The sequence below is a fragment of the Phaeobacter cretensis genome, from assembly GCF_047372505.1.
Lineage (GTDB): Bacteria > Pseudomonadota > Alphaproteobacteria > Rhodobacterales > Rhodobacteraceae > Phaeobacter > Phaeobacter cretensis.
Genome location: NZ_JBKBEU010000001.1, coordinates 2,989,996 through 3,011,326, shown reverse-complemented (window position 1 = coordinate 3,011,326; position 21,331 = coordinate 2,989,996). Strand labels below are relative to the sequence as shown.

Genomic DNA, 21,331 nt, shown 5'->3' with positions numbered 1-21,331 from the left:
CATGCTCCACACCTATGAAACCAACGGCGCTGCCATCTACGCCGAGAGCTTTGCCACAATCCGCAGCGAAGCCGACCTTGGCCGCTTCAACAAAGATGAAGAGAGTGTTGTGGTCCGCATGATCCACGCCGCCGGAATGGTCGGCTTGGAAGAGCACGTGCGTTTTTCCGACGGAATGGCAGAGGCCGCTCGCGCCGCATTGGCGGACGGTGCGCCGATCCTGTGTGATGCGTATATGGTCAGCGAAGGCATCACCCGCCCCCGCCTGCCTGCCAACAACGAGGTGATCTGCACGCTGCGCGATCCCAAGGTGCCGGAGATGGCCAAGGAGATGTCCAATACTCGCTCCGCCGCGGCGCTTGAGCTTTGGCGTCCCAAGCTGGACGGTGCTGTTGTGGCCATCGGCAACGCCCCCACCGCGCTGTTTCATCTGCTCAATATACTGAAGGACCCCGCCTGCCCACGCCCTGCTGCCATCATCGGCTGCCCTGTGGGGTTTGTTGGCGCGATGGAATCCAAAGATGCGCTGATGCAGGATCTGCCAGTGCCCTCCATGATCGTAAAGGGCCGCCTGGGTGGCTCTGCGATCACCGTGGCGGCCGTCAATGCGCTGGCGAGCTGGAAAGAATAGCCATGACACTTGCAACAGGCAAAGTCATCTGTGCCGGGCTTGGCCCCGGCGATCCGGATCTGATGAGTATACGATCACACCGGAAGATTTCGGGCGCACGCCATATTGCTTACTTCCGCAAAGCAGGCCGCAAAGGGCAGGCCCGCGCCATCGTCGACGGTATGTTGGCCGAAGGCGTCACCGAACACGCGATGGAATACCCGGTTACCACCGAGATCCATTTCTCTGATCCTGAATACAACCGGGTCCTGTCCGAGTTCTACGACAGATGGGCCGATACCCTGGCCGAAATCGCAAAAACCGAGGAGGTTGTGGTGTTGTGTGAGGGCGACCCGTTTCTATACGGCTCCTACATGCATCTTTATACCCGGCTGCAGGGGCGTGCCGAGCAGGAGATCATCCCCGGCATCACCGGCATGTCTGGCTGTTGGACGGCCTCTGGCCAGCCAATCACCTGGGGAGACGATGTCCTGACTGTGGCGATGGCCACCCTCAATGAGGACGAGCTGGCAGAACGCGCCAAGACCACCGATGCGCTGGTGGTGATGAAAATCGGCCGCAACCTGCCCAAGTTGCGCCGCGCGCTAGACCGTGCGGGTCGCGCGGACGACGCCTTTCTGGTCGAACGCGGCACCATGCCCGGACAGACTGTGCAGAAGTTGTCCGAGGTGACCGGCGAGGTCCCCTATTTCTCCATTGTCTTGGTTCATGGACAGGGGCGCCGACCATGAGCAGCACAGAAAACGGCTGCGTGGTGATTGCGGGGCTTGGCCCCGGAAATGAGACGCTGGTGACCCAAGAAGTCCGCGACGCCATCGATGAAGCCACCGATATTGTTGGCTATATCCCCTATGTAAAGCGCATCGAATCCCGCGATGGGCTGACCCTGCATGCGACAGACAACCGGGTCGAGGTCGACCGTGCCACCCACGCGCTGGAGATGGCCGCCGCGGGCAAGCGCGTTGTTGTCGTTTCCTCTGGCGATCCGGGTGTGTTCGCCATGGCATCTGCAGTGTTTGAGGCACTGGAAACCAACGCCGTCACCAATCCCGACTGGCTCGAGCTGGAGATCCGCGTTTTGCCCGGCATCACGGCAATGCTTGCGGCTGCCGCTGCCATTGGTGCCCCATTGGGGCATGATTTTGCCGCCATCAACCTGAGCGACAATCTCAAACCCTGGAGCCTGATTGAAAAGCGACTGCAGCTGGTTGGCGAGGCCGGGTTAGCGATGGCCTTTTACAACCCGCGCTCAAAATCACGCCCACATCAGTTTGCCCGCGCGCTGGAGATCCTACGAGATGCCTGCGGGGCTGATACGCTGATTACATTTGCACGCGATGTGACCAAGCCCGGTCAGGAGCTGCTGACAGTCGCGTTGAAAGACGCAACGCCGGAGATGGCCGATATGCGCACCGTGGTCATTGTCGGCAATCGCGACACACGGCGCATAGGATCCTACGTTTACACTCCCCGCTACGCGGCTGAGAGCTAGTCACTTCGATGAGACAGCCAGGCCATAACCTCTTCCACGCTGCCCAGGACGGGCCGTTGTCCTGCTTTGGCGGACAGCTCCGGCCGTCCGATCATGATAACCGGCAGGTTGAGGTTGCGCGCCGCGGTGAGTTTGGCATGAGCTCCGGTGCCGCCTGCATTCTTGGCCACCACATGGGTGATGGCATGGCGCTGCATCAGCGATGTGTCGCCCGCCACGTCAAACGGACCACGGGCGATCTCAACCATGGTCTGTGGCAATGGCAACGGCGCATCGGGTTGATCGACCAGTCGCAACAGGTAGTGATGTTGAGGTTTCACGGCGAACTGGCTGAGGTTCTGCTTGCCGATGGCCAGAAACACTCGCGCAGGGCTATCGGGCAAAGCATCTACCGCAGCATCGATGCTGGTGGCGTGCAGCCATTCATCGCCTGCGCCGGCCTGCCAAGGGGGACGTTCATAACCGCAAAGCGCCACGCCGGCCGTGGTGCAGGCCTGAACGGCATTCGTGCTCATCTGCGCGGCAAACGGATGCGTGGCATCGACAACATGTGTGATGCCTTCGTCCCCCAAATAGGCTGCCAGCCCTTCGGCACCACCAAAACCGCCAACACGGGTGGGCAGCGGCTGGCTGACAGGTTTCGCCGTGCGGCCCGCATAGGAAAACACTGCGTCCGCATCCGCCTCGGCAAGCGTTCTGGCCAATGCCGAAGCCTCGGTGGTGCCGCCCAGCAGGAGGATGCGTGTCATGTCTGATGGCCTTTCAAAGCACTGGCTGACGATCATAGGTCTGGGCGAAAATGGACTGGAAGGTCTGACAGATGCAAGCCGGAAGGCGCTGGCGGAGGCTGAGATTGTTTTCGGCGGCCCCAGACATCTGGATCTGGTGGCGGCTGGTGCCAAGGGCCAGCCCTGGCCTGTGCCCTTTTCGGTTGAGCCGGTCCTGAAAATGCGTGGACGGCGCGTGGCTGTTCTGGCCTCAGGCGATCCGTTCTGGCATGGCGCTGGCGGGTCTCTGGCGCAACATCTGGAGGCCGGCGAGTGGATATCACATCCGGTGCCATCTACATTCGCTCTCGCTGCGAACCATCTGGCCTGGAAGCTGGAAGAGGTGCTTTGCCTCGGGCTGCATGCCGCGCCTTATGCCCGCCTACGGCCCCTGCTTGGGCGCAACACCCGCGTCATCTGCACGATGCGCGACGGCCACGCCCCTGCTGAGCTGGCTGAATGGCTGACCGCTGAAGGCTTTGGTGGCTCGCAGATCACGGTGATGGAATGCCTTGGCGGCCCACGGCAGCGAGGGCGCGTTACCACTGCTGAGGGATTTGAGCTGCAGGCGATTCAAGCGCCAGTCGCGGTCGCGGTAGACACTGCAGGCAGCAAGGGGCTGCCGCAGTCAACCGGTTTGGCGGATGATCTGTTTACCAGCGACGGGCAGATCACCAAGCGGCCGATCCGGGCGCTCACTCTCTCTGCTTTGGCACCACGCATCGGCGAGTTGTTGTGGGATATAGGCGGTGGCTCAGGATCTGTTTCGGTAGAATGGTGCCTTGCTGCATCCGGCGCACGGGCGATCACTTTTGAGTCTCGCGAAAGCCGTCTGGAAAACATCCGCAGCAATGCGGCAGCCTTTGGCATAGACCACCGGATGACAGCGGTGCTCGGCAAGGCCCCCGCTGTGCTGGAAGGCCAGCACCTGCCAGATTGCGTATTCATCGGCGGCGGAGGTTCGCAGACGCTTTTGGACCATCTCTGGCAAATCCTGCCCGCAGGCACGCGGCTTGTGGCCAATGGTGTGACGCTGGAAACTGAAACACTGCTGATGCAGGCCCATGGGATATACGGCGGGCATCTATTGAAAGCTGAGATTGCCGAAGCCGGCCCCTTGGGCAGTATGCGAGGTTGGGAGCGGGCGCGGCCTGTCATACAGTGGGTCGTGGTGCGATGAAGGTTGCAGGCATTGGGTTTCGCGACGCCGCTACAGCTGCGGACTTACAGGCGGCGCTGGCTTTGACTGGCGAACAGGTGGACGCTCTGGCCTCCGTTATTGGAAAGGCCGAGACCGCTGTCATGTTGGAGTTCGCACGCAAAGCCGGCCTGCCGGTGATTGCCCTGCAGGAACACGATATTGCCGGGGAGCAGACGTTGACCTGCTCACCGAGGATCAAAGCGCGCTTTGGCACCGGATCGCTCGCGGAAGCCGCGGCGCTGGTGGGGGCGCGCCAAGGGCAGGCAGGTGCGCGGGCGCGCCTTCTCGCCCCCAGAGTTGTTACCGCGGATGGGCTTGCCACCGCGGCTATTGCAGAAAGACTTGAGCTATGACCGTTCACTTTATTGGCGCCGGACCGGGCGCTGCCGATCTTCTGACCCTGCGTGGGCGCGATATCCTCGCAGCCTGCCCGGTGTGCCTTTATGCCGGATCCCTGGTGCCGGAGGAAATCCTGAGCCACTGCCCAGAAGATGCCAATGTGGTGAACACGGCCGCAATGGATCTGGAGGCTATCGTGGCAGAGATCAAAGCAGCGCATGAGGCAGGGCATGACGTGGCGCGACTGCATTCGGGCGATCTGTCTGTGTGGTCAGCCATGGGCGAGCAGATCCGTCGGCTTAAGGCAGAGGGTATTCCCGTGAGCGTGACACCCGGCGTGCCGTCTTTTGCCGCTGCCGCCGCCGCGTTGGGGACCGAGCTGACGCTTCCGGGGCTGGGCCAATCCGTGGTGCTGACCCGCACGCCAGGGCGCGCATCCTCGATGCCTGCGGGCGAGTCACTGGAGAATTTCGCCAAGACAGGGACAACATTGGCAATTCACCTGTCGATCGGCAATCTGGATCACGTGGTTGAAAGCCTTACGCCACATTACGGTGGGGACTGTCCGGTTGCGGTGGTGTACCGTGCCAGTTGGCCGGATCAGCAAATCATCCGCGCAACGCTGGACACGCTGAAGGTTTCGATGGATGAGAAAATATCGCGCACCGCGCTTATTCTGGTGGGGCCAGTGCTTAACGGCGAAGGCTTTGAAGAGAGCTGTCTTTACTCGACCGCGTATGACCGCCGCTACCGGCCGCAAAGCGCCGACAGCCCGTGGTCAAGCTGGAGTCACGGTGATGACTGATCGGATGACGGAGGGGAAACCGAACCCATGACGATAATGAACCCGCCCGGGCTGATGATCTCGGCCCCGTCCTCGGGCACCGGCAAGACAACCGTTATGCTGGGCCTTCTGCGGGCCTTGGCCGAAGATGGCCTGGTCGTCCAACCCTATAAGAGCGGCCCGGATTACATCGATCCAGCCTTTCACCTGGCGGCGGCGAAACGCCCCAGTTTCAATCTTGATACCTGGGCGATGGATGGCGGGCTGTTAGATGCGGTCACGGGGCAGGCTACGGGCGCGGAAATCTGCATCGGTGAAGGCTCCATGGGGCTGTACGATGGTGTGGCTACACGTGGCCAATCCGGTTTTGGTTCCTCTGGCGAGACCGCCAAACGCATGGGCTGGCCGGTAATCTTGGTCGTCGATGTAGGTGGTCAGGCGCAGTCGGCAGCAGCAACGGCACTGGGGTTCAAAAACTACGACCCGGACCTGCCCTTTGCCGGGGTCATCCTGAACCGGGTTGCCAGTCCACGCCATGAACGGCTGACCCGCCTTGGAATGGAAAAGGCTGGCATCAAAGTGCTGGGCTCGCTTCCGCGACGTGGCGATTTGACCCTGCCGGAGCGGCATCTTGGCCTGATCCAGGCGGTGGAACATCCCGATCTGGAAGCCGCAATTGCAGGCTATGCAACGTTTCTACGCGACAATGTTGATCTTGCAGCGATCAAAGCGGCGGCGCTGGCCGGTGCTGCCCCTGCGAAAGCCCAACTGCCCCTGCCCCCGGCACAACGGATAGCCTTGGCGCGGGATGCGGCATTTTCCTTTACCTATCCGCATCTGCTGGAAGGCTGGCGTGCGGCAGGCGCAGAAATCCTGCCGTTTTCCCCGCTTGCGGATGAAGCCCCGGCTCTTGACGCAGATCTGGTCTGGCTACCCGGCGGCTATCCCGAATTGCATGGCGGTACGCTGGCGGCGGCTGAAACGTTCCGAAGCGGTCTGCGTAAACATGCTGAAACCAAGCCCGTTCATGGCGAATGCGGCGGGTATATGGCTCTGGGTGAGGCGTTGATCGACAAGGCAGGCAATCGGCACCAGATGGCAGGGTTGTTGGGGCTTGTGACCTCGTATGAGAAACGTAAATTCCACCTTGGTTACCGGCGTGCAATCCTTCAGGCGGGAATGCCGGGGTTTGAGGCAGGACAGGCCTTGCGCGGACATGAGTTCCATTACTCCACCATTCTGGACGAACCTGACGCGCCGTTGGCGCAGGTCATGGACGCAGATGGCGGCCCTGTTCCGGAAACAGGTTCGATCAAAGGTCATGTCACTGGCACCTTCTTTCATCTGATCACCGGAGAGCCGGCATGACGGGCTTTGTCAGCTTTGTCTCCTCCGGCCCTGGTGATCCGGAATTGCTGACCGTGAAGGCGGTAAAACGGCTGGAAGCTGCGGATGCAGTCCTGTTTGACGATCTTTCTTCGGGTCCAATCCTGACCCATGCGCGCACCGATGCGGATCTGGTCGGTGTCGGGAAACGAGCTGGACGCCCCTCTCCGAAACAGGATCACGTCAGCCAGTTGCTGGTCGATTATGCTCAAAGCGGCCAGCATGTGGTGCGGCTTAAGTCCGGGGATTCCGGTGTTTTTGGTCGACTGGAAGAAGAAATCACCGCATTGCGGCAAGCCGGGATAGGGTTTGAGATCATACCCGGTGTCACTGCTGCTTCGGCGGCGGCGGCAGCGGCAAATATCCCACTGACGCGGCGTCTGACAGCACGGCGATTGCAATTCATAACCGGCCACGACGTAACCGGCGGATTGCCGGATCAGTTAAACCTTGCCGCACTTGCTGATCCGGATGCGACCACTGTGGTCTATATGGGCAAGCGGACGTTTGCAGCACTGGCAGAAAGGCTGCTGGAGGCCGGGTTACCGCCGCAAACGCATGCGCTGATCGCGCTGGGGGTATCGACGCCGGAACAATCGCTGCACTGTCACACCGTGGGCGAGTTACCAGAGGTGCTGCGCGCGATGGAGACCACCGCCCCTGTGCTGATCCTATATGGCCCGTTGGCGGATCATCCGGCGGATCCGGCCCATGCAAGTGTGAGCGCGCAGAACGTCGAATAAGAGACCGGCCCTTCCACAAAATTTGCGCCAAATTCAGACCTCGAGGCTTAATGCGCCCCGTTCGTCTGCCCGTCTTCACGGGTGGGCTCAATCTGTTGGTGCTGCGCAGACAATAGCTGACCCGAAGACGCGTCGTAATCTCCTCCTACGGGGCCGGATTCAAACTTGACCAAGGCAGACCGCAGCGGGCACTAAGGCGGCATATGGTGTTCCAACGGCGCTAAGCGTCAGGACTGAAACGGGAATGAGGAACGGCGGACCCAATAGCGGCGCCGAAGCCTCAACCGCCCCCGCGACTGTGAGCGGCGAGCAGCTTTCCATCATCCACTGGCCAACAGGCTGGGAAGGAGGAAAGCGAGCAGCGACCCGCGAGTCAGGAGACCGGCCATGCAACCAAAACATCCCGTCGGGTGAGACGGAGAGGAGATAGTTATGCATATTGAACCAGGCATCGTTGATGCCACCAAAATTGGCTTGTCCTACGCAACCGCAGCCGGTGCCGCGACCTATGCCGCCAAGGAAACCTTTTTGGATCTGAAAAAGACCAATATCGTATCCTACACGCTTCGTGCCATGATCGCGACCGTCGGCGTTTTCCTGTTCTTCGAGGTCCTGCCGCATTTCGCGGTTGGCGTCTCTGAAGTACATTTCATTCTGGGCTCAACGCTATTCCTGATCCTTGGTGCGGCGCCGGCTGCCTTTGGTCTGGCGGCAGGTCTGCTGATCCAGGGCGTGTTTTTTGCCCCCTTTGATCTGCCAATGTACTTTATCAATCTGACAACGCTTCTGGTGCCACTGTTTGCACTGCAGGCGCTGGCCAGCCGCATTATCGCGCCGGGCACAGCCTACATTGATCTCAAATACAGCCAGGCACTGGCGCTGAGCAGCGCCTATCAGGGCGGCGTTGTTGCCTGGGTGGCATTCTGGGCGTTTTACGGTCAGGGCTTTGGTGCAGAGACCGTTTCCTCGGTTCTGACGTTTGGCGCCGCCTATATGCTGGTTGTCCTGATCGAGCCAATCGCAGATCTGGCGGTGCTGGCCGCAGCCAAGGCAATGCGCGGCCTGAATGGCAGCGCTGCGGTCACACCGCGTCTTTACAACGAAGCCTGATCACTGGCACATGAGTAGACCGACACGGCTCCGGCTTCGGGGCCGTGTTTCTGTTTGAGAGACCTCGCATGATTGAATTGACCCTGATCGGTATCGGTACCGGCAACCCGCAACATCTGACCCTGCAGGCGGTAGGCGCGCTGAACGCGCAGGATCTGATCCTGATCCCAAACAAGGGTGCGGGCAAAGATGATCTGGCTGGGCTACGTCAATCGATCTGTACCGGGGCAATTCGTAGCGACGACCAAGGCGGCTCTGCCCCCAGCATCGTCGAATTTGACCTACCGGTGCGGGATGAGGCAACGCAGGATTATCGCCAGCGGGTCGATGACTGGCATGACGCAATTGCCGAGATCTGGTGGCAAAACATAACCACCCATCTACCGGACGGTGGCAAAGTAGGGTTTCTGGTCTGGGGCGACCCCTCGCTCTATGACAGTACCATGCGGATTGCTGACCGGCTGAAAGCGCGCGCAGATATCTCACTGCAGGTCATTCCGGGTATCACATCGATCCAGGCTTTGACGGCTGCTCATGCAATTCCCATCAACACCATCAATGGTCCCTTTACCATCACCACCGGACGGCAGTTGCGCGACGGAGGCTGGCCCGATGGCGCAGAGACTGCAGTGATCATGTTGGACGGGGCCTGCTCGTTCCAATCGATCGATCCCGAGGGCGTGCAAATCTGGTGGACCGCCTATGCCGGGATGGAAAACGAGATCTCGATCTCCGGTGCCTTGGCAGATGTGACGGATCAGATCATAGACACCCGGGCAAAGGCCCGTGCCGACCACGGCTGGATCATGGATATCTATCTGCTGCGCCGCCAAGGATAACTGTTATTCAGCAGGCTTGGGAGGGCTTGATATTACGAAATAGGCTCTGCGTAAGCTGAAGACGACGTCATATCGATGAAGGCCTTCACCAGGCGCAGCCTTGCCCGATCCTTTGGAGCCACCACCGCTGTTTCGTACGTTTTTGAGAGTTCCGCGATTGGCACTTCGACCAGACCTTTTGAAATCAATCCGCTGTTGCTGAGAAAGATGGCAGTTCCAGCACCCTGAAATACGGCTTCGCACATGAGTGGAAAAGTGGTCATCTTTATGGTGCGCTGCAGTTGGATGCCGTGTTTGGCCTGCGCTTCGCGAACCACCCGTTCGGTCAAGGAACCCGTTTCCGGCAAAATGACCGTCTCATGCTTTAGATCTTCAAAACTCAAAAGATCCCGGTTTGAAAGCGGAGACGTCGGCAGAAGATAGGCAACATAACGGGTTTTCTGCACCGGTATGCGGTCCCAATCACCAATGTTTGGCGGGTCCGTGATCAACCCAACATCTGCACGCCGTTCGCGCAAAAGCCGTGTCGCGATGGTCCAGCTATAAAGTCCAAAATCGACCTCGACATCTGGGTAGACTTTGCGAAACTGGCTGATGGCCCGCAGCGCCGGAAGCGGGGCATTGGCGATGATCTTGATATGCCCTCGCGCCATGGCCTCAAAGCCTTCCAGGCGCTCTTTGATCGACGAATCCAACGTAACCAGACGATCTGCCAGATCATACAACTCCTGTCCGGTTCGGGTCAGTGCGACGCCTTCGCGGCTGCGTAACAACAGTTGCGATCCGACCTGTTTTTCCAGCTTAGCCACATGCTGCGTTACTGCCGATTGCGTAACACCCAGACGGTCGGCCGCCGCTGAAAAGCTGCCCTCACGTACAACATAGGCAAAGGCTACAAACTGGTGATGATTGGCGCGCATGGGTTCTCTCTGTGATGTTGGCCTAGGCATAAGGGCCATTAGTTTCACTAATATGACGTCACAAAAGTGAGAGCTATATTTTCTAGAACCTCCGTGTCAGATGGAGGAATCAGATGGCTGGGCTATGCATCGAAAACATCCGAAAACGCTTTGGGGAAACCGAAGTTCTCAAGGATGTGTCTCTGGACATCGCTGATGGCGAATTCGTGTCACTTGTCGGGCCATCTGGCTGTGGCAAATCTACCTTGCTGCGGATCATCGCAGGCCTGGAAGAACAGACGTCAGGCGACATCCGCATTGATGGGAATTCTGTCGCAGGCCGGCGTGCAGCGGATCGCAATCTGTCGATGGTCTTTCAGTCATATGCGCTTTACCCGCACCTAAGCGTGGGTGAAAACATTGCAGTGCCCCTGAAGATGCGCCGCATGAGCACATTGCAGCGATTGCCGGTGATTGGCGGCCTCATGCCCGGCAAAACCGGTAGAGCCGCGGAAATTGGCGAAGAGGTCGCCCATGCTGCGCAGATGCTGGAAATCGCCCATCTATTGGATCGCAAACCCGGACAGCTTTCAGGCGGGCAGCGGCAGCGCGTGGCATTGGGGCGGGCTTTGGTCCGTGATCCAGCTGCATTCCTATTGGATGAACCTCTGTCAAATCTGGATGCAAAACTGCGGGTTCAGACCCGTGCTGAAATTGCCCAATTGCACCGCCGTCTTGAGGCGACCTTTGTTTATGTGACCCATGATCAGGTCGAAGCGATGACAATGTCGGATCGCATCGCCGTCATGATGGGAGGACGCATTCTTCAGTGTGCGGCACCCGAAACTGTCTATGACGATCCTGATCGTATCGAAGTGGCAGAGTTTATTGGCTCGCCGAAAATCAATCTCTTGCCAGTGGAACTCAGCGAGACCGGTCTGGTTCACCTATTTGGCCGCCCCCTCAAACTCATGGCGAATCGCCGCGCCAAAGGCGTCGCCTCGCTTGGGCTGCGCCCGGAAACACTGTTCCTGACCGGTGACAACGCGCCTGTTCGTGGCCGGGTGGTGCATAGCGAAAACCTGGGGTCTGAGATGTTCATCCAGATCGAGGTGACGGGGTTGGAGCCACGCATCACCTTCCGTGCGACATCCGACAAGCGCGCCTCCTTGACCCTTGGAACATCGGTTGGCTTGGATTTCGATGTCGACAAGGCGCTGATATTTGATGCGGAGGGGGCACGTATTCGCGATGTCAGCCCGGCACTGGCCTCAAAAACTGAGGTGGCGTGAGATGTCTGTGACCGACATCACACCGCCCGAGGTCGCCGTTTCGAAAGCAACCTCCCACAACACGAAAGAACGTCACGCGGCCTGGATCCTGACCGGCCCTGCCGTGATCCTGATGGTGATTATCTTACTGACCCCGATTGGTATCGCGGGGTTGCTCTCCTTTACCAACTACTCCCTTGGAAACAGCGGGTTTGATTGGGTTGGCACCCAGAACTACGAAAGACTGTTCACCCGTTCGACCTATGAGAAAATGTTTATCGCGACGTTGACCTATGTGGTGACAGTTGTGCCAATTTCCGTCGGGCTGGGACTTGGGGCCGCGCTGCTGATCAACTCGCTGGGTCGGTTCCGAGAGATCTACAAGACAGTGTATTTTCTGCCGGTCATGGCGACCCTACTGGCGATGGCCATTGCCTGGGAGTTCATGCTGCATCCCTCCATCGGCATGATCAATCACACGCTTGAGATGGGCTGTGGTACGTTTCTTGAGCGGATCTGGCCCTTTATGGCCCATGGCTGCGCCGAGCACTTTCCGGTCTGGCTGGGTGAGAAACGCTATGCGATCTGGGTCATCAGTTTCATCGGGATCTGGCAGGGCTTTGGGTTCAACATGGTGTTGTATCTGGCTGGTTTGACCGGCGTCCACCGCGAGCTGTATCACGCGGCTGAAATGGACGGAGCACGATCCGCCTGGGAGCGGTTTCGGCTGGTGACCTGGCCTGCCTTGGGGCCAACCACGGTCTTTGTTGTTACCATCTCCTGCATCCGGGCCTTTCAGGTTTTTGATACGATCGAAGCCTTTTGGCCCCAGGGTGGCGGCCCCAACAAATCTACCTATGTGATGATGTTCGCCATTTTTGAGAAAGGCGTGCAGCAGAATCTGATCGGCATCGGATCAGCCATAACGATGGTCTTTCTCGCATTTGTCATGTTCCTCACCCTGATCCAGCGCTGGCTGGTGGAACGAAAGGTTCACTACTGATGACCCGCGACTGGTGGAAGCATCTCATTCTGATCCTCGGTGTGATTGTCGTTATCGCTCCATTTTACATGATGGTCAGCTATTCCTTTAAATCGCCCGGAGAAATCGACCGGGGCGAAGGTGGCTTTTTCGGACGTCAGGAGATGATGGTTGATGAGCGCTGTGTCGTAAGGCGCGATCCAAGCCGCGACGATATCGTGACAGCGGCACATCGGTTTCCGGGACAAAGCGACCGAGACATTCGTGACGCATTGGTGGCCGAAGCCGAGGCCGACTGTTCCATGCGACCGGTTGTTTTCAACTATAGCATGGCCTTCACCGAAGCCCCCTTGCTGCGCTACCTGCTCAATGGTCTCATTGTGACCGCGTCGATCTTTCTGATCCAGGTTGTTGTGGCCCTGCCTGCGGCCTACGCTTTGGCCAAGCTGAAATTCTGGGGTCGTGATGCCGTGTTTGGGCTGGTGTTGTTCTGCCTATTGATCCCTGTTCACGCGATCGCCCTGCCCCTTTATATCCTTCTGGCCAAGCTCGGGTTGACCAACACCTATGCCGCACTTGTCGTGCCCTGGACGATTTCGGTCTTTGGCATCTTCCTGATGCGCCAGTTCTTTATGACGGTGCCTGATGACTTGATCGATGCGGCACGCATGGATGGAATGGGAGAGTTTGCCATCGTCTGGCGCGTGATGCTGCCCACAGCCATCCCCGCGCTGCTGGCCTTTGCCATCTTCTCAATCGTGGCCCACTGGAACGACTACTTCTGGCCGCGCATCGTTGTCACCGGCAATCGCGACTTGTTCACACCGCCATTGGGGCTACGCGAGTTTAAAGGCGGCGGTGATGGGTCGTTCTTTGGCCCGATGATGGCAACGGCAACCGTGATTGTCACACCGCTGATCGTGGCCTTCATGCTGGCGCAAAGGCGCTTCATCGAAGGCATCACACTGAGCGGCATGAAATGATTTTGGGGGCACCTCAACAAGATGCCCCCATCCGAAATCCCGCAAGGGAAAACCCCGGAGCCTCCGTCTGCAAACAACGGCTCCAAGACCCGGCAAGAGAGGACTATTCCATGAAACTGACTGCCACCGCAATGGCCTTGGCCCTAGGCGCCAGCGCCGTTTTCGCTGAAGACACTGTAACCATCGAATTTGCCTATCCCTACAGCCACCTGTTTGATGTTACCTATGAAGCCATGATGCCGGCCTTCAAGGAAGCACACCCAAATATCGACGTGAAGTTTCGCGCCACCTATGAATCCTATGAAGATGGCACCAACACCATCCTGCGCGAAGCGGTGGCGGGCAACCTGCCTGATGTGACCATGCAAGGCCTGAACCGCCAGCAGATCCTGGTCGACAAAGGTATCGCCAGGTCGCTGGAGCCTTTCATTGCCAAAGAAGCCGATTTCGCAAAAGACGGCTATCACGACGCGATGCTGTCTCTGTCGACGTTTGATGGTGGCGTACATGGCCTGCCATTCTCTGTCTCTTTGCCGGTTGGCTACTATAATATGGACGTGCTCAACGCCGGCGGCATTGAAGTCCTGCCGACAACTTGGGACGAGGTGATCGCCGCCTGTGAAACCATGAAAGCCAATGGCGTTGACAACCCGATCTTCTGGGGCTGGAACATAACCGGCAACTGGTTCATGCAGGCCCTGCTATGGTCCCAGGACAAGGCCATTGTGGACAATGGTCATGTGACCCTTGATAGCCCCGAAGCACTTGCTGCAATGGAGCAGATGCAGGAGATTTTCACCAAGTGTGAGATGCAGAACCTCGAATGGAAAGCCGCGCTGTCTTCCTTCTCGGCTGGTGAAATCGGCATGATGTTCTGGTCCACCTCAGCGCTGGGTGCTGTGGAACGGTCGCAGGGTGACTTTGAATTGGTCACAGGTCCTTTCCCCGGTATGGGCGAAACACCTAAGGGTCTGCCCGCAGGTGGCAATGCCGCACTGCTGACTTCGACCTCGGATGATCCCAAAGTGCAAGAGGCAGCCTGGACCTGGCTCAAGTTTATCACCTCGGGTGAGGGCGCTGCGGAAGTGGCAAAAACCACCGGATACATGCCACCGAACAAAGCGGCGAATGAGGTGATCCTTGCGGATTTCTATCAGCAGAACCCGAACAAACAGACCGCTGTGGATCAGCTGCCTTTGCTGCGCGATTGGCTGGCCTACCCTGGTGACAACGGCCTGGCAATCACGCAAGTGATCTACGATGGGATTGAGCGGATTGTTACGGGCGATGCCACTGACATGAAAGAGCTTCAGCAAGAGATGGTCGAAGAAGTCGCCGACCTGCTGCCGAACGGCTAAATCAAATTTTCGGCCGCGTGAATTTATTCGCGCGGCCGTCTACATTTTGGACAGATACTCATGAAAATCATCCACATTTCTGACATCCACCTGACAGTTCCTGGCGAAGAGATGGGCGGTTTGGATCCCCATGCGCGGTTTGCGCAGGCACTGGCAGACATCTCCGCACATCACCCGGATGCGGCACGAATCATCATTACCGGTGACTTGGCGCACTGGGGTGAACGAGCGGCCTATACCGAACTCCAGAAAGCGCTTTCGGATGTGCAGATTCCGGTGCGATTGATGATCGGAAATCACGACAACCGGAGCAATTTCCTCTCCATTTTCAACGATCACCCCACTGATGATGCCGGGTTTATCAACTACGCAGAACCGCTTGATGGTGTGCGTTTCATATACCTTGATAGTGTGGCAGAGCGCACCCACGCCGGCCATTTCTGTGAGACCCGTCGCGCCTGGCTGCAGAGCGAGCTTGCAAGCTGTGATCGCGCCCGGATCTTTCTTCACCACAACCCGATGCTGTTGGGCCTGCCTGCTGCAGATAAGATTGCATTGGTTGAGGCAGATCGCGGCCCATTTGCCGAGCTGATCCAGCATCACTCAGCCAAAATCGACTACATCCACTTTGGCCATGTGCATGCTTCGATCCATGGGTCTTTTGCGGGGGTGCAATTTGCCTGCGTGCCCTCAACCGGCAACCAGTCCATTCCGGATCTTGATGAAACGACGCTGCTGAAAGGTGCTCCGATGGAGCCTTCATATTCGGTGTTGTTGATCACAGGATCTGACACCATCATTCACCAAATCCCCTTTGCGTGGAGGGGGCACGTGTCGACCTCGGGCACTGGCTGGGAAGACTGGGAAAAGCCCTGCGACGCGGCAGAGTAATCGGTATTTCTACCAGCACTGTTCACTAAGTGCGTAGGTTCGCCGTCACCATTGAAGCTATGACACTGCGCCTAAAGTTTGCCCTCTCAGCATGCCTCAACGAGGCATGCTGACGCCTGTACCCCCATCAAAACAGGCAGCAGCATAGAACTCATGTCCACCCTCGCCAAGACATCCCCTGTGAGCAGCGATCCATCGTGGGCGAACCGTGCCCTTGGAGGCAAAACCCTTCAAAATGTATGCTGGGCGCAAATTTGCATGCTGGCTTGGGGCTGGTTACCAAGTCGCTTAGGGATTTTAGTGCGGAGGGTTATTTGCGCGGCATACCTTTGGGACGCATAAACCTTTTTTGCGCTGCAATTCGAAAAGGGGCATTCGGTGCGCCGTAGCCTTCATATCTATTCTTGCGTTGCGAAACTTCAAAGAACATCTCGCCTGCAAACGGCTTTGAATAGAAATGAAAGAACTCCCCGGAGGAGGAGGCGTCGTAGAGGATATTGTCGTGCTGCAAAACCGCCATCTGTCCAGTAGACAAATCGAAGCGCGATGCGAGATCTGCGCGGTAGTTTTCTGGAATTGAGAGTGGGTTGTAACTGTTCCGCTCTAACGCCTGAGCCGTTTCAATAGTGTCGTTGCAGGCAAAAGCAATATGTTGGACGGGGGCTCCAAAACTGTCGGCGAGAAAGGACCCTGCAAAGGTGCGATGTGTCTCTACACCATTGCGTGTGATCCGAAGCGCGTCCGAACCCGATCGCGGAGCCCGACTGCGCACCAAGGCTTCTGGGTCAGTGACACCAACCATCAGTGCTTTCTTCATGTCAAAAAGAGTCGTTTAAAAAAGGGATCAGCTGAGCATTTCGTCGTAGGACATGGTCTGCGAAATATGATCGACTTTGGTCAAACCGACGGTGTTATCTTCGACGGGATGCGGGTGAAACTCGACCGACCAAACCTCGGAGAGAGCTTCAGTGCTGTCGAAAAAATGGAGAACGCTGCCATGCAGGCCTCTGCGCCACGCGATACAAACTCCATGAAGGCGACGCCGTTTGGCTTCACACGCACAGGCAAAGCGGCATGGTCTGGCAGGCACTGCGGCTCTGCGTGTTTTACGTCGTCCACTAAGCCGAACAATGCGCGATAGCCGTTCCTTGCGACGACAGGTGCGCTGCCCGACGTGAACTGATCAGTGAAAATATCGAGACTGAGCGGGCCACGATAACCGGTCGCTAAAACCGCACGGGTGAAGGTGGCAATGTCAAAGTCGCCTTCTCCGGTCATGTTTCGAAAGTGCCGCAACCAATATAGCAAATCCATGTCGATCTTGGGAGCATCTGCCAGTTGCACGCAGAATATCTTCTCACCGGGAACGCAACGGATGGTGTCGTGGTCGATACCCCGCCCCATGGTATGGAAGCTGTCAAGGACGAGACCGATGTTGCGGTGATCCGCCCGGCGCACCACTTCCCACGCATCGCGGTGATCATCGACATGTCGCCCCCAGGCCAATGCCTCATAGCCAACACGCACATCCTGCGCTTTACATGAATGTCGACCTTACTGATCGTTGCATCCGTTGTGGCGTCGCCACACCATGGCATCGCTGCCGTTTGGGACAGACGCACCTGGGTTCGAAGCGTAGTCCCGTAGAACAATGTATTCAGCGACCGGATCTGTATCCAAGAGTTCCAGTGTCGCCAAATGGCGCGACAGGTGAACATATCTTAACTCCGCACGTGCCGCATCTGCGTCTTTAATGAGAGGTCTGAGCTGATCCGCTCCAAGCCGTTCGATCTGAAGCCTTCGTCGAGGCTGCGCTCTGCATTTATAAGCACATCGACCTTCTTAATCGCATCGGCGCGCATCCCATCGACGATTGACGAAACGCGCTGTTCCTGACTTTCAGAAAGACGGAGTTCGTCGGCGAGCTAAAGGACATGAGACGGGCCGGGAAAACCATTTAGTTCAGCAGGTAGTGCGAGGCTCCAGCCTGCCCCGTTGCGCAATGCATCGATGTCTTGTTCAGACAGACGGGCGATCTCACGCGCTTCAAAGCCCTTATTTGATTGTAGGGTATCTTCGGTATTCGCAACAGATGAGACAGAAACGGAAGCAGTCAGGAACGCGAGAATTCGTATTATTTGCAATTCCTCTCTTTCCTTCCCGTATGGCTCAATCCTGCCCAAAGTTATACGATCGCTATCATGTGGCAACGCCTAGCCTGCGAGTTGTCCGTCGGTCGCGAAGCCCTTTACCGCGAGTTGGCGCGGCGCCGCTGCTTCGAGCCGATCTCGCCGATGCTGCGCATTGGCTCAATGACTGCATTGGTCACGACACGGCGCCTCAGATTGCATCGGTCGGTTTCAGTCAATCTTGAAACATTGTCTTTAGAGCATTCTCAGTCTCGACATCAGATGGGAAGAACAGCTCGATCTTAAGTTCTTCCAATGCAGTGTCTTCGGGTGTTCCAAATTGGGCGATAGTGCCGAACATCGCAAGCCGTTGATCTCCGAACCGAAATACTGTTGGTACGGTGGGACCCACGTTAGCGCCAATACGCGCATGTTCAGCCAAATCACGCGCCGCAGCTTCCAGTTCCGGCACACCACCCTGTGTGGCGCTTTCTGTTCTGAGCCGCAGCATAGTATTATGAGCAACTTCAGGCCAGTTTTCGACCATTTCCCAAAGCAACGGATTGCTCAACACCTCGAGCATACTGTCGCCTTCGGACAGCCCCAAAGTCCCAAATATCTTTTGCGCCGACGTATTCATGCGCGTCAAACGCCAAAGCCGGTCAATGGCAATACCCGGATAAGGCGCGTGACGATCTAGCGTACGATCAATAGCACGTCGGATCGGAGCCATTTCCGCTTCGTCCCAACATCGGGCTTCGTACCGAGACGCAAACCCCATCGCGGCAAACATCTGGTTCCGCGCAGAGAGCGGAATGGCCAATGCATCTCCCAACTGGGTTATCATCTCACGGCTTGGGCGCGCACGCCCAGTTTCAAGAAAGGAAATGTGGCGCGCGCTAACGTTTGCTTCTAGAGCGAGGTCCAGTTGACTGAAGCGCCGCGTCTGGCGCCAGTGTCTTAGATGATTTGAAAATTCTGACATAGCCCAAGCCTAGGTGCGCAAATGACAAAGGTCACTTACCTGCGAGGTAATTGTTAAGCGTCGTGTCTTCATGTGAACAAAAGTCCTGTCATCATAGGAGACCTGACATGACAAAAGAGCAAAAGACATTGCGTATCAATGGGATCATCATCGTTGTCTTGGGAATTGCATTAGCCACCGCAACATGGACGCCACTCTATCCATTAGCAAAGCTGTTCTTGAACCTCGCTCATTGGCCTTTTTCCAGTGCTCCGGAAGTTGCAGACCCAACCGTTCGACTGTTGTTTGCCATTGGAGGCGGGCTAACAGCCGGGATGGGAGCAATGATGTGGACGATTGGTACCGAAGTCATGCCTGTCGCACCGCAAGCGGGGCGAAAAGTCATTTTGTATAGTGCACTGACCTGGTTCGCTGTCGATTCCAGCTTTTCCTTCGTTGCGGGATCACCATTAAACGCTGCACTGAACTTGATTTTTCTGGCACTGATGCTCGGCTCACTCATGTCCAAAGAGCGACACGTTGCTGTCTAGCAATGGATTGATTGACCTCAGAACAGCCACTTACCACTGCCAATCCGGACGGTTGCCTCTTCCACGCAGTAACCATTCAGGAGGATCTTCAGCCGCGGGTGATGCTACTCCAATCACCCCCGCGGTAATGCGTAGCTAGCGACATTTGCAAACGCGGCTTTCGTTGCTACTAATTGCAAGCAATCGATGAAAGACCGATTGCCATTGGCTAAGTTTGTTGAGGTCTGCCCCAAAGCCCCTACCCCCATCCATGACACATGCTCAAACAACCAGCGTGGACAAAATCTAAGTCGGCCCGAGCCAGCCTGCTCGCTATTTTGAGACCCTTCCCATTTGGCTAGCTGCTTGCCATGGTAGAACCATGGGAGCGGCTTCATCAGACATCCGCCAAGTCGATAGATGGTTTGACTATCTTGTCCTTGGCGCGGGATCAGCAGGTTGCGCGGTTGCTGGGCGGCTCGCCAGAGCGGGCCACAAGGTCGCGCTCGTTGAGGCCGGGAGTGCGTTTGCACGGCCATGGTCTCGCATGCCTTTGGGGAATGCGCTTCAGGTGCCCAAACAGCCTGGGTTGAACAATTGGAAATATGAGACTGCGCCCGAACCTGGCCTCAACTACAGGAGAGGATACCAACCGCGGGGTCGTGTCTTGGGCGGCAGCAGCGCCATCAACGGGATGATCTATTTGCGGGGGCGCCCGGATGACTATGACAGGTGGCTGTCAATGGGCAATCGAGGTTGGGGATGGAACGATGTCCGCCCTGTTTTTGAGAGCTTTGAACGCCCGGACGGAGACATCAATTCGGTAGATGCAGATGATAACTTTGGCGTTGCGGTTTCGATATGCCGTTCGCACTCGGGTGCTGATGAAATCTTCTTTTCGGGGGCTAAAGAAAGAGGCCTTCGCCGATTGAACCAAAGAGAAATTCCGAATTGCGAGGCCGTATTCCCATTTCGGTTTTCGCAGTACGGGAGTGGTCAATTTGCGGGTCGCAGATGTTCATCTGCCGATGCTTTCTTGCATTCCCTTCCTCGCGAGCAGCGCCCACATGTTTTTTGCAATACGCTTGTGGACTACCTCGCTATCGCGCAGGGCAAGGCGACACATGTCATGTGTCGCCGTGGACGGAACACACTACGTTTGGGCGCGAGACAAGAGATCATACTTTGCGCCGGTGCGTTTGGATCGCCCGCAATCCTGCAAAGGTCAGGTGTGGGGCCAGCCAAGCTCTTGAAAAAATGCGGCGTCGAGATCGTGCGTGATATGTCTGAAGTCGGGCAAAACCTGCAAGATCATCTACAATGCGGCCTGCACTACTCGTGCCGCGACAACCGGTTTATGGGGTTAACACCAGGCGGAGTGCTTGACCTAGCAAAGGCGATTTGGACCTGGCGGAAAATGGGTCGAGGTTGGGGGAGCAGCACATTCACCCAAAGCGGAGGCTATCTGAAATCCGATGAGAACCGCGCTCTGCCCGATCTGCAATGCCATTTCTTTAGCGGCATCGTTCGTGACCACGGAAACAGGCTACATGCCGCGCGTGGGTACAGTGCACATGTTTATGTTGTAGACCCCGATAGCCGTGGCTCAGTTGAGATCGCATCTTCGAACGTGCGGACCCCACCGCGCATTACCCCAAATTATCTTTCACACCTGAATGATCTGCGACGGACACGGGTGGGATTGAAACGCCTACAACACATTCTGGATGCACCCGCATTTAGAGCGCTGGATCCCGCCGCGATCGCCGATATTCGCGGATTTAATGACCCTGAGATTGATACTTTCATTCGTAGCAATGCCGATACAGCCTATCATCCTGTGGGAACCTGCCGGATGGGTTGCGATACAAATTCGGTGGTTGATAACAATCTGAGACTGCGCGGCATTGAAGGTGTGCGCATTGCTGATGCATCAATCATGCCGCGAATTGTCAGTAGCAATACAAATGCCGCGTCAATCATGATCGGCATCCAAGCTGCAGAATTCATATTGAAAAGGGGTTGATCTATG

At 57.2% G+C, this 21,331-nt stretch carries 23 protein-coding genes and 1 riboswitch; of the genes, 17 read left to right on the top strand and 6 right to left on the bottom strand.

Going from position 1 to position 21,331, the window contains the following annotated elements:
* Position 1 precedes the first annotated feature (1 nt).
* From ACEWZM_RS14270 to cobJ, 3 genes are read left to right on the top strand one after another with little or no spacing between them, the layout of a single operon-like run.
* The gene (locus tag ACEWZM_RS14270; RefSeq protein WP_414007069.1) at positions 2–631 is read left to right on the top strand and encodes a precorrin-8X methylmutase; all 630 of its coding nucleotides are present in this window, start codon (positions 2–4) and stop codon (positions 629–631) included.
* A 2-nt stretch (positions 632–633) separates the two neighbouring features.
* Positions 634–1,362 carry a precorrin-2 C(20)-methyltransferase gene (locus tag ACEWZM_RS14265; protein WP_414007068.1) on the top strand — a complete coding sequence of 243 codons (729 nt, stop codon included), beginning with the start codon at positions 634–636 and terminating at the stop codon, positions 1,360–1,362.
* Complete coding sequence (cobJ, locus tag ACEWZM_RS14260; protein WP_414007067.1) at positions 1,359–2,123, top strand: precorrin-3B C(17)-methyltransferase; 765 nt, start codon at positions 1,359–1,361, stop codon at positions 2,121–2,123. The genes ACEWZM_RS14265 and cobJ overlap by 4 nt, the downstream gene beginning before the upstream one ends.
* On the opposite strand, the gene ACEWZM_RS14255 is transcribed toward cobJ, so the two are convergent.
* Positions 2,120–2,872, bottom strand: coding sequence for a cobalt-precorrin-6A reductase (locus ACEWZM_RS14255; protein ID WP_414007066.1), 753 nt, complete (start codon positions 2,870–2,872; stop codon positions 2,120–2,122). The two genes, cobJ and ACEWZM_RS14255, sit on opposite strands and share 4 nt — an antisense overlap.
* On the opposite strand from ACEWZM_RS14255, the gene cbiE reads away from it, so the two are divergent.
* The 7 genes from cbiE to cobF all read left to right on the top strand — a co-directional run bounded on the left by cbiE (position 2,871) and on the right by cobF (position 9,292).
* Positions 2,871–4,070, top strand: coding sequence for a precorrin-6y C5,15-methyltransferase (decarboxylating) subunit CbiE (gene cbiE / locus ACEWZM_RS14250; protein ID WP_414007065.1), 1,200 nt, complete (start codon positions 2,871–2,873; stop codon positions 4,068–4,070). The two genes, ACEWZM_RS14255 and cbiE, sit on opposite strands and share 2 nt — an antisense overlap.
* Positions 4,067–4,444 carry a cobalamin biosynthesis protein gene (locus ACEWZM_RS14245; RefSeq protein WP_414007064.1) on the top strand — a complete coding sequence of 126 codons (378 nt, stop codon included), beginning with the start codon at positions 4,067–4,069 and terminating at the stop codon, positions 4,442–4,444. The genes cbiE and ACEWZM_RS14245 overlap by 4 nt, the downstream gene beginning before the upstream one ends.
* On the top strand, positions 4,441–5,235 hold the full coding sequence (cobM, locus tag ACEWZM_RS14240; RefSeq protein ID WP_414007063.1) for a precorrin-4 C(11)-methyltransferase: 795 nt from the start codon (positions 4,441–4,443) through the stop codon (positions 5,233–5,235). The genes ACEWZM_RS14245 and cobM overlap by 4 nt, the downstream gene beginning before the upstream one ends.
* Before the next feature lie 27 nt (positions 5,236–5,262).
* Complete coding sequence (locus tag ACEWZM_RS14235; protein WP_414007062.1) at positions 5,263–6,582, top strand: cobyrinate a,c-diamide synthase; 1,320 nt, start codon at positions 5,263–5,265, stop codon at positions 6,580–6,582.
* Positions 6,579–7,343 carry a uroporphyrinogen-III C-methyltransferase gene (gene cobA, locus ACEWZM_RS14230; protein ID WP_414007061.1) on the top strand — a complete coding sequence of 255 codons (765 nt, stop codon included), beginning with the start codon at positions 6,579–6,581 and terminating at the stop codon, positions 7,341–7,343. Before ACEWZM_RS14235 ends, cobA begins: the two co-directional genes overlap by 4 nt.
* 187 nt (positions 7,344–7,530) lie before the next feature.
* Positions 7,531–7,747, top strand: a riboswitch (cobalamin riboswitch).
* A gap of 28 nt (positions 7,748–7,775) precedes the next feature.
* Entirely contained in the window at positions 7,776–8,453 is a 678-nt protein-coding gene (locus ACEWZM_RS14225) for an energy-coupling factor ABC transporter permease (RefSeq protein ID WP_414007060.1), read from the top strand.
* A 68-nt stretch (positions 8,454–8,521) separates the two neighbouring features.
* On the top strand, positions 8,522–9,292 hold the full coding sequence (gene cobF / locus ACEWZM_RS14220; RefSeq protein ID WP_414007059.1) for a precorrin-6A synthase (deacetylating): 771 nt from the start codon (positions 8,522–8,524) through the stop codon (positions 9,290–9,292).
* Between the two features lie 32 nt (positions 9,293–9,324).
* On the opposite strand, the gene ACEWZM_RS14215 is transcribed toward cobF, so the two are convergent.
* Positions 9,325–10,212, bottom strand: coding sequence for a LysR family transcriptional regulator (locus ACEWZM_RS14215; protein WP_414007058.1), 888 nt, complete (start codon positions 10,210–10,212; stop codon positions 9,325–9,327).
* A 113-nt stretch (positions 10,213–10,325) separates the two neighbouring features.
* Here ACEWZM_RS14215 and ACEWZM_RS14210 point away from each other — a divergent pair, with 113 nt between their 5' ends.
* From ACEWZM_RS14210 to ACEWZM_RS14190, 5 genes are all read left to right on the top strand, one after another.
* Positions 10,326–11,483, top strand: coding sequence for an ABC transporter ATP-binding protein (locus ACEWZM_RS14210; protein WP_414007057.1), 1,158 nt, complete (start codon positions 10,326–10,328; stop codon positions 11,481–11,483).
* 1 nt (position 11,484) lies between these two features.
* A complete protein-coding gene (locus ACEWZM_RS14205) occupies positions 11,485–12,465 on the top strand; it encodes a carbohydrate ABC transporter permease (protein ID WP_414007056.1) in 981 nt (326 codons plus the stop codon).
* Complete coding sequence (locus ACEWZM_RS14200; RefSeq protein WP_414007055.1) at positions 12,465–13,427, top strand: carbohydrate ABC transporter permease; 963 nt, start codon at positions 12,465–12,467, stop codon at positions 13,425–13,427. Before ACEWZM_RS14205 ends, ACEWZM_RS14200 begins: the two co-directional genes overlap by 1 nt.
* A 110-nt stretch (positions 13,428–13,537) precedes the next feature.
* Positions 13,538–14,785, top strand: coding sequence for an ABC transporter substrate-binding protein (locus ACEWZM_RS14195; protein ID WP_414007054.1), 1,248 nt, complete (start codon positions 13,538–13,540; stop codon positions 14,783–14,785).
* A gap of 60 nt (positions 14,786–14,845) precedes the next feature.
* Positions 14,846–15,676, top strand: a complete 831-nt coding sequence (locus tag ACEWZM_RS14190; RefSeq protein WP_414007053.1) for a phosphodiesterase — start codon at positions 14,846–14,848, stop codon at positions 15,674–15,676.
* Between the two features lie 310 nt (positions 15,677–15,986).
* Here ACEWZM_RS14190 and ACEWZM_RS14185 read toward each other — a convergent pair whose 3' ends face one another.
* The 4 genes from ACEWZM_RS14185 to ACEWZM_RS14170 form a co-directional block, all read right to left on the bottom strand.
* Complete coding sequence (locus tag ACEWZM_RS14185; protein ID WP_414007052.1) at positions 15,987–16,493, bottom strand: hypothetical protein; 507 nt, start codon at positions 16,491–16,493, stop codon at positions 15,987–15,989.
* An 80-nt stretch (positions 16,494–16,573) separates the two neighbouring features.
* Positions 16,574–17,203 (bottom strand): sugar phosphate isomerase/epimerase family protein, encoded by a 630-nt coding sequence (locus tag ACEWZM_RS14180; protein WP_414007051.1) that lies wholly within the window; start codon positions 17,201–17,203, stop codon positions 16,574–16,576.
* Positions 17,204–17,601: 398 nt separating this feature from the next.
* Entirely contained in the window at positions 17,602–17,820 is a 219-nt protein-coding gene (locus ACEWZM_RS14175; RefSeq protein ID WP_414007050.1) for a hypothetical protein, read from the bottom strand.
* A 220-nt stretch (positions 17,821–18,040) separates the two neighbouring features.
* Positions 18,041–18,790, bottom strand: a complete 750-nt coding sequence (locus tag ACEWZM_RS14170; protein ID WP_414007049.1) for a helix-turn-helix domain-containing protein — start codon at positions 18,788–18,790, stop codon at positions 18,041–18,043.
* Positions 18,791–18,897: 107 nt separating this feature from the next.
* Here ACEWZM_RS14170 and ACEWZM_RS14165 point away from each other — a divergent pair, with 107 nt between their 5' ends.
* Positions 18,898–19,320, top strand: a complete 423-nt coding sequence (locus ACEWZM_RS14165; RefSeq protein WP_414007048.1) for a hypothetical protein — start codon at positions 18,898–18,900, stop codon at positions 19,318–19,320.
* A 361-nt stretch (positions 19,321–19,681) separates the two neighbouring features.
* The gene (locus ACEWZM_RS14160; RefSeq protein WP_414007047.1) at positions 19,682–21,325 is read left to right on the top strand and encodes a GMC family oxidoreductase; all 1,644 of its coding nucleotides are present in this window, start codon (positions 19,682–19,684) and stop codon (positions 21,323–21,325) included.
* Positions 21,326–21,331 lie beyond the last annotated feature (6 nt).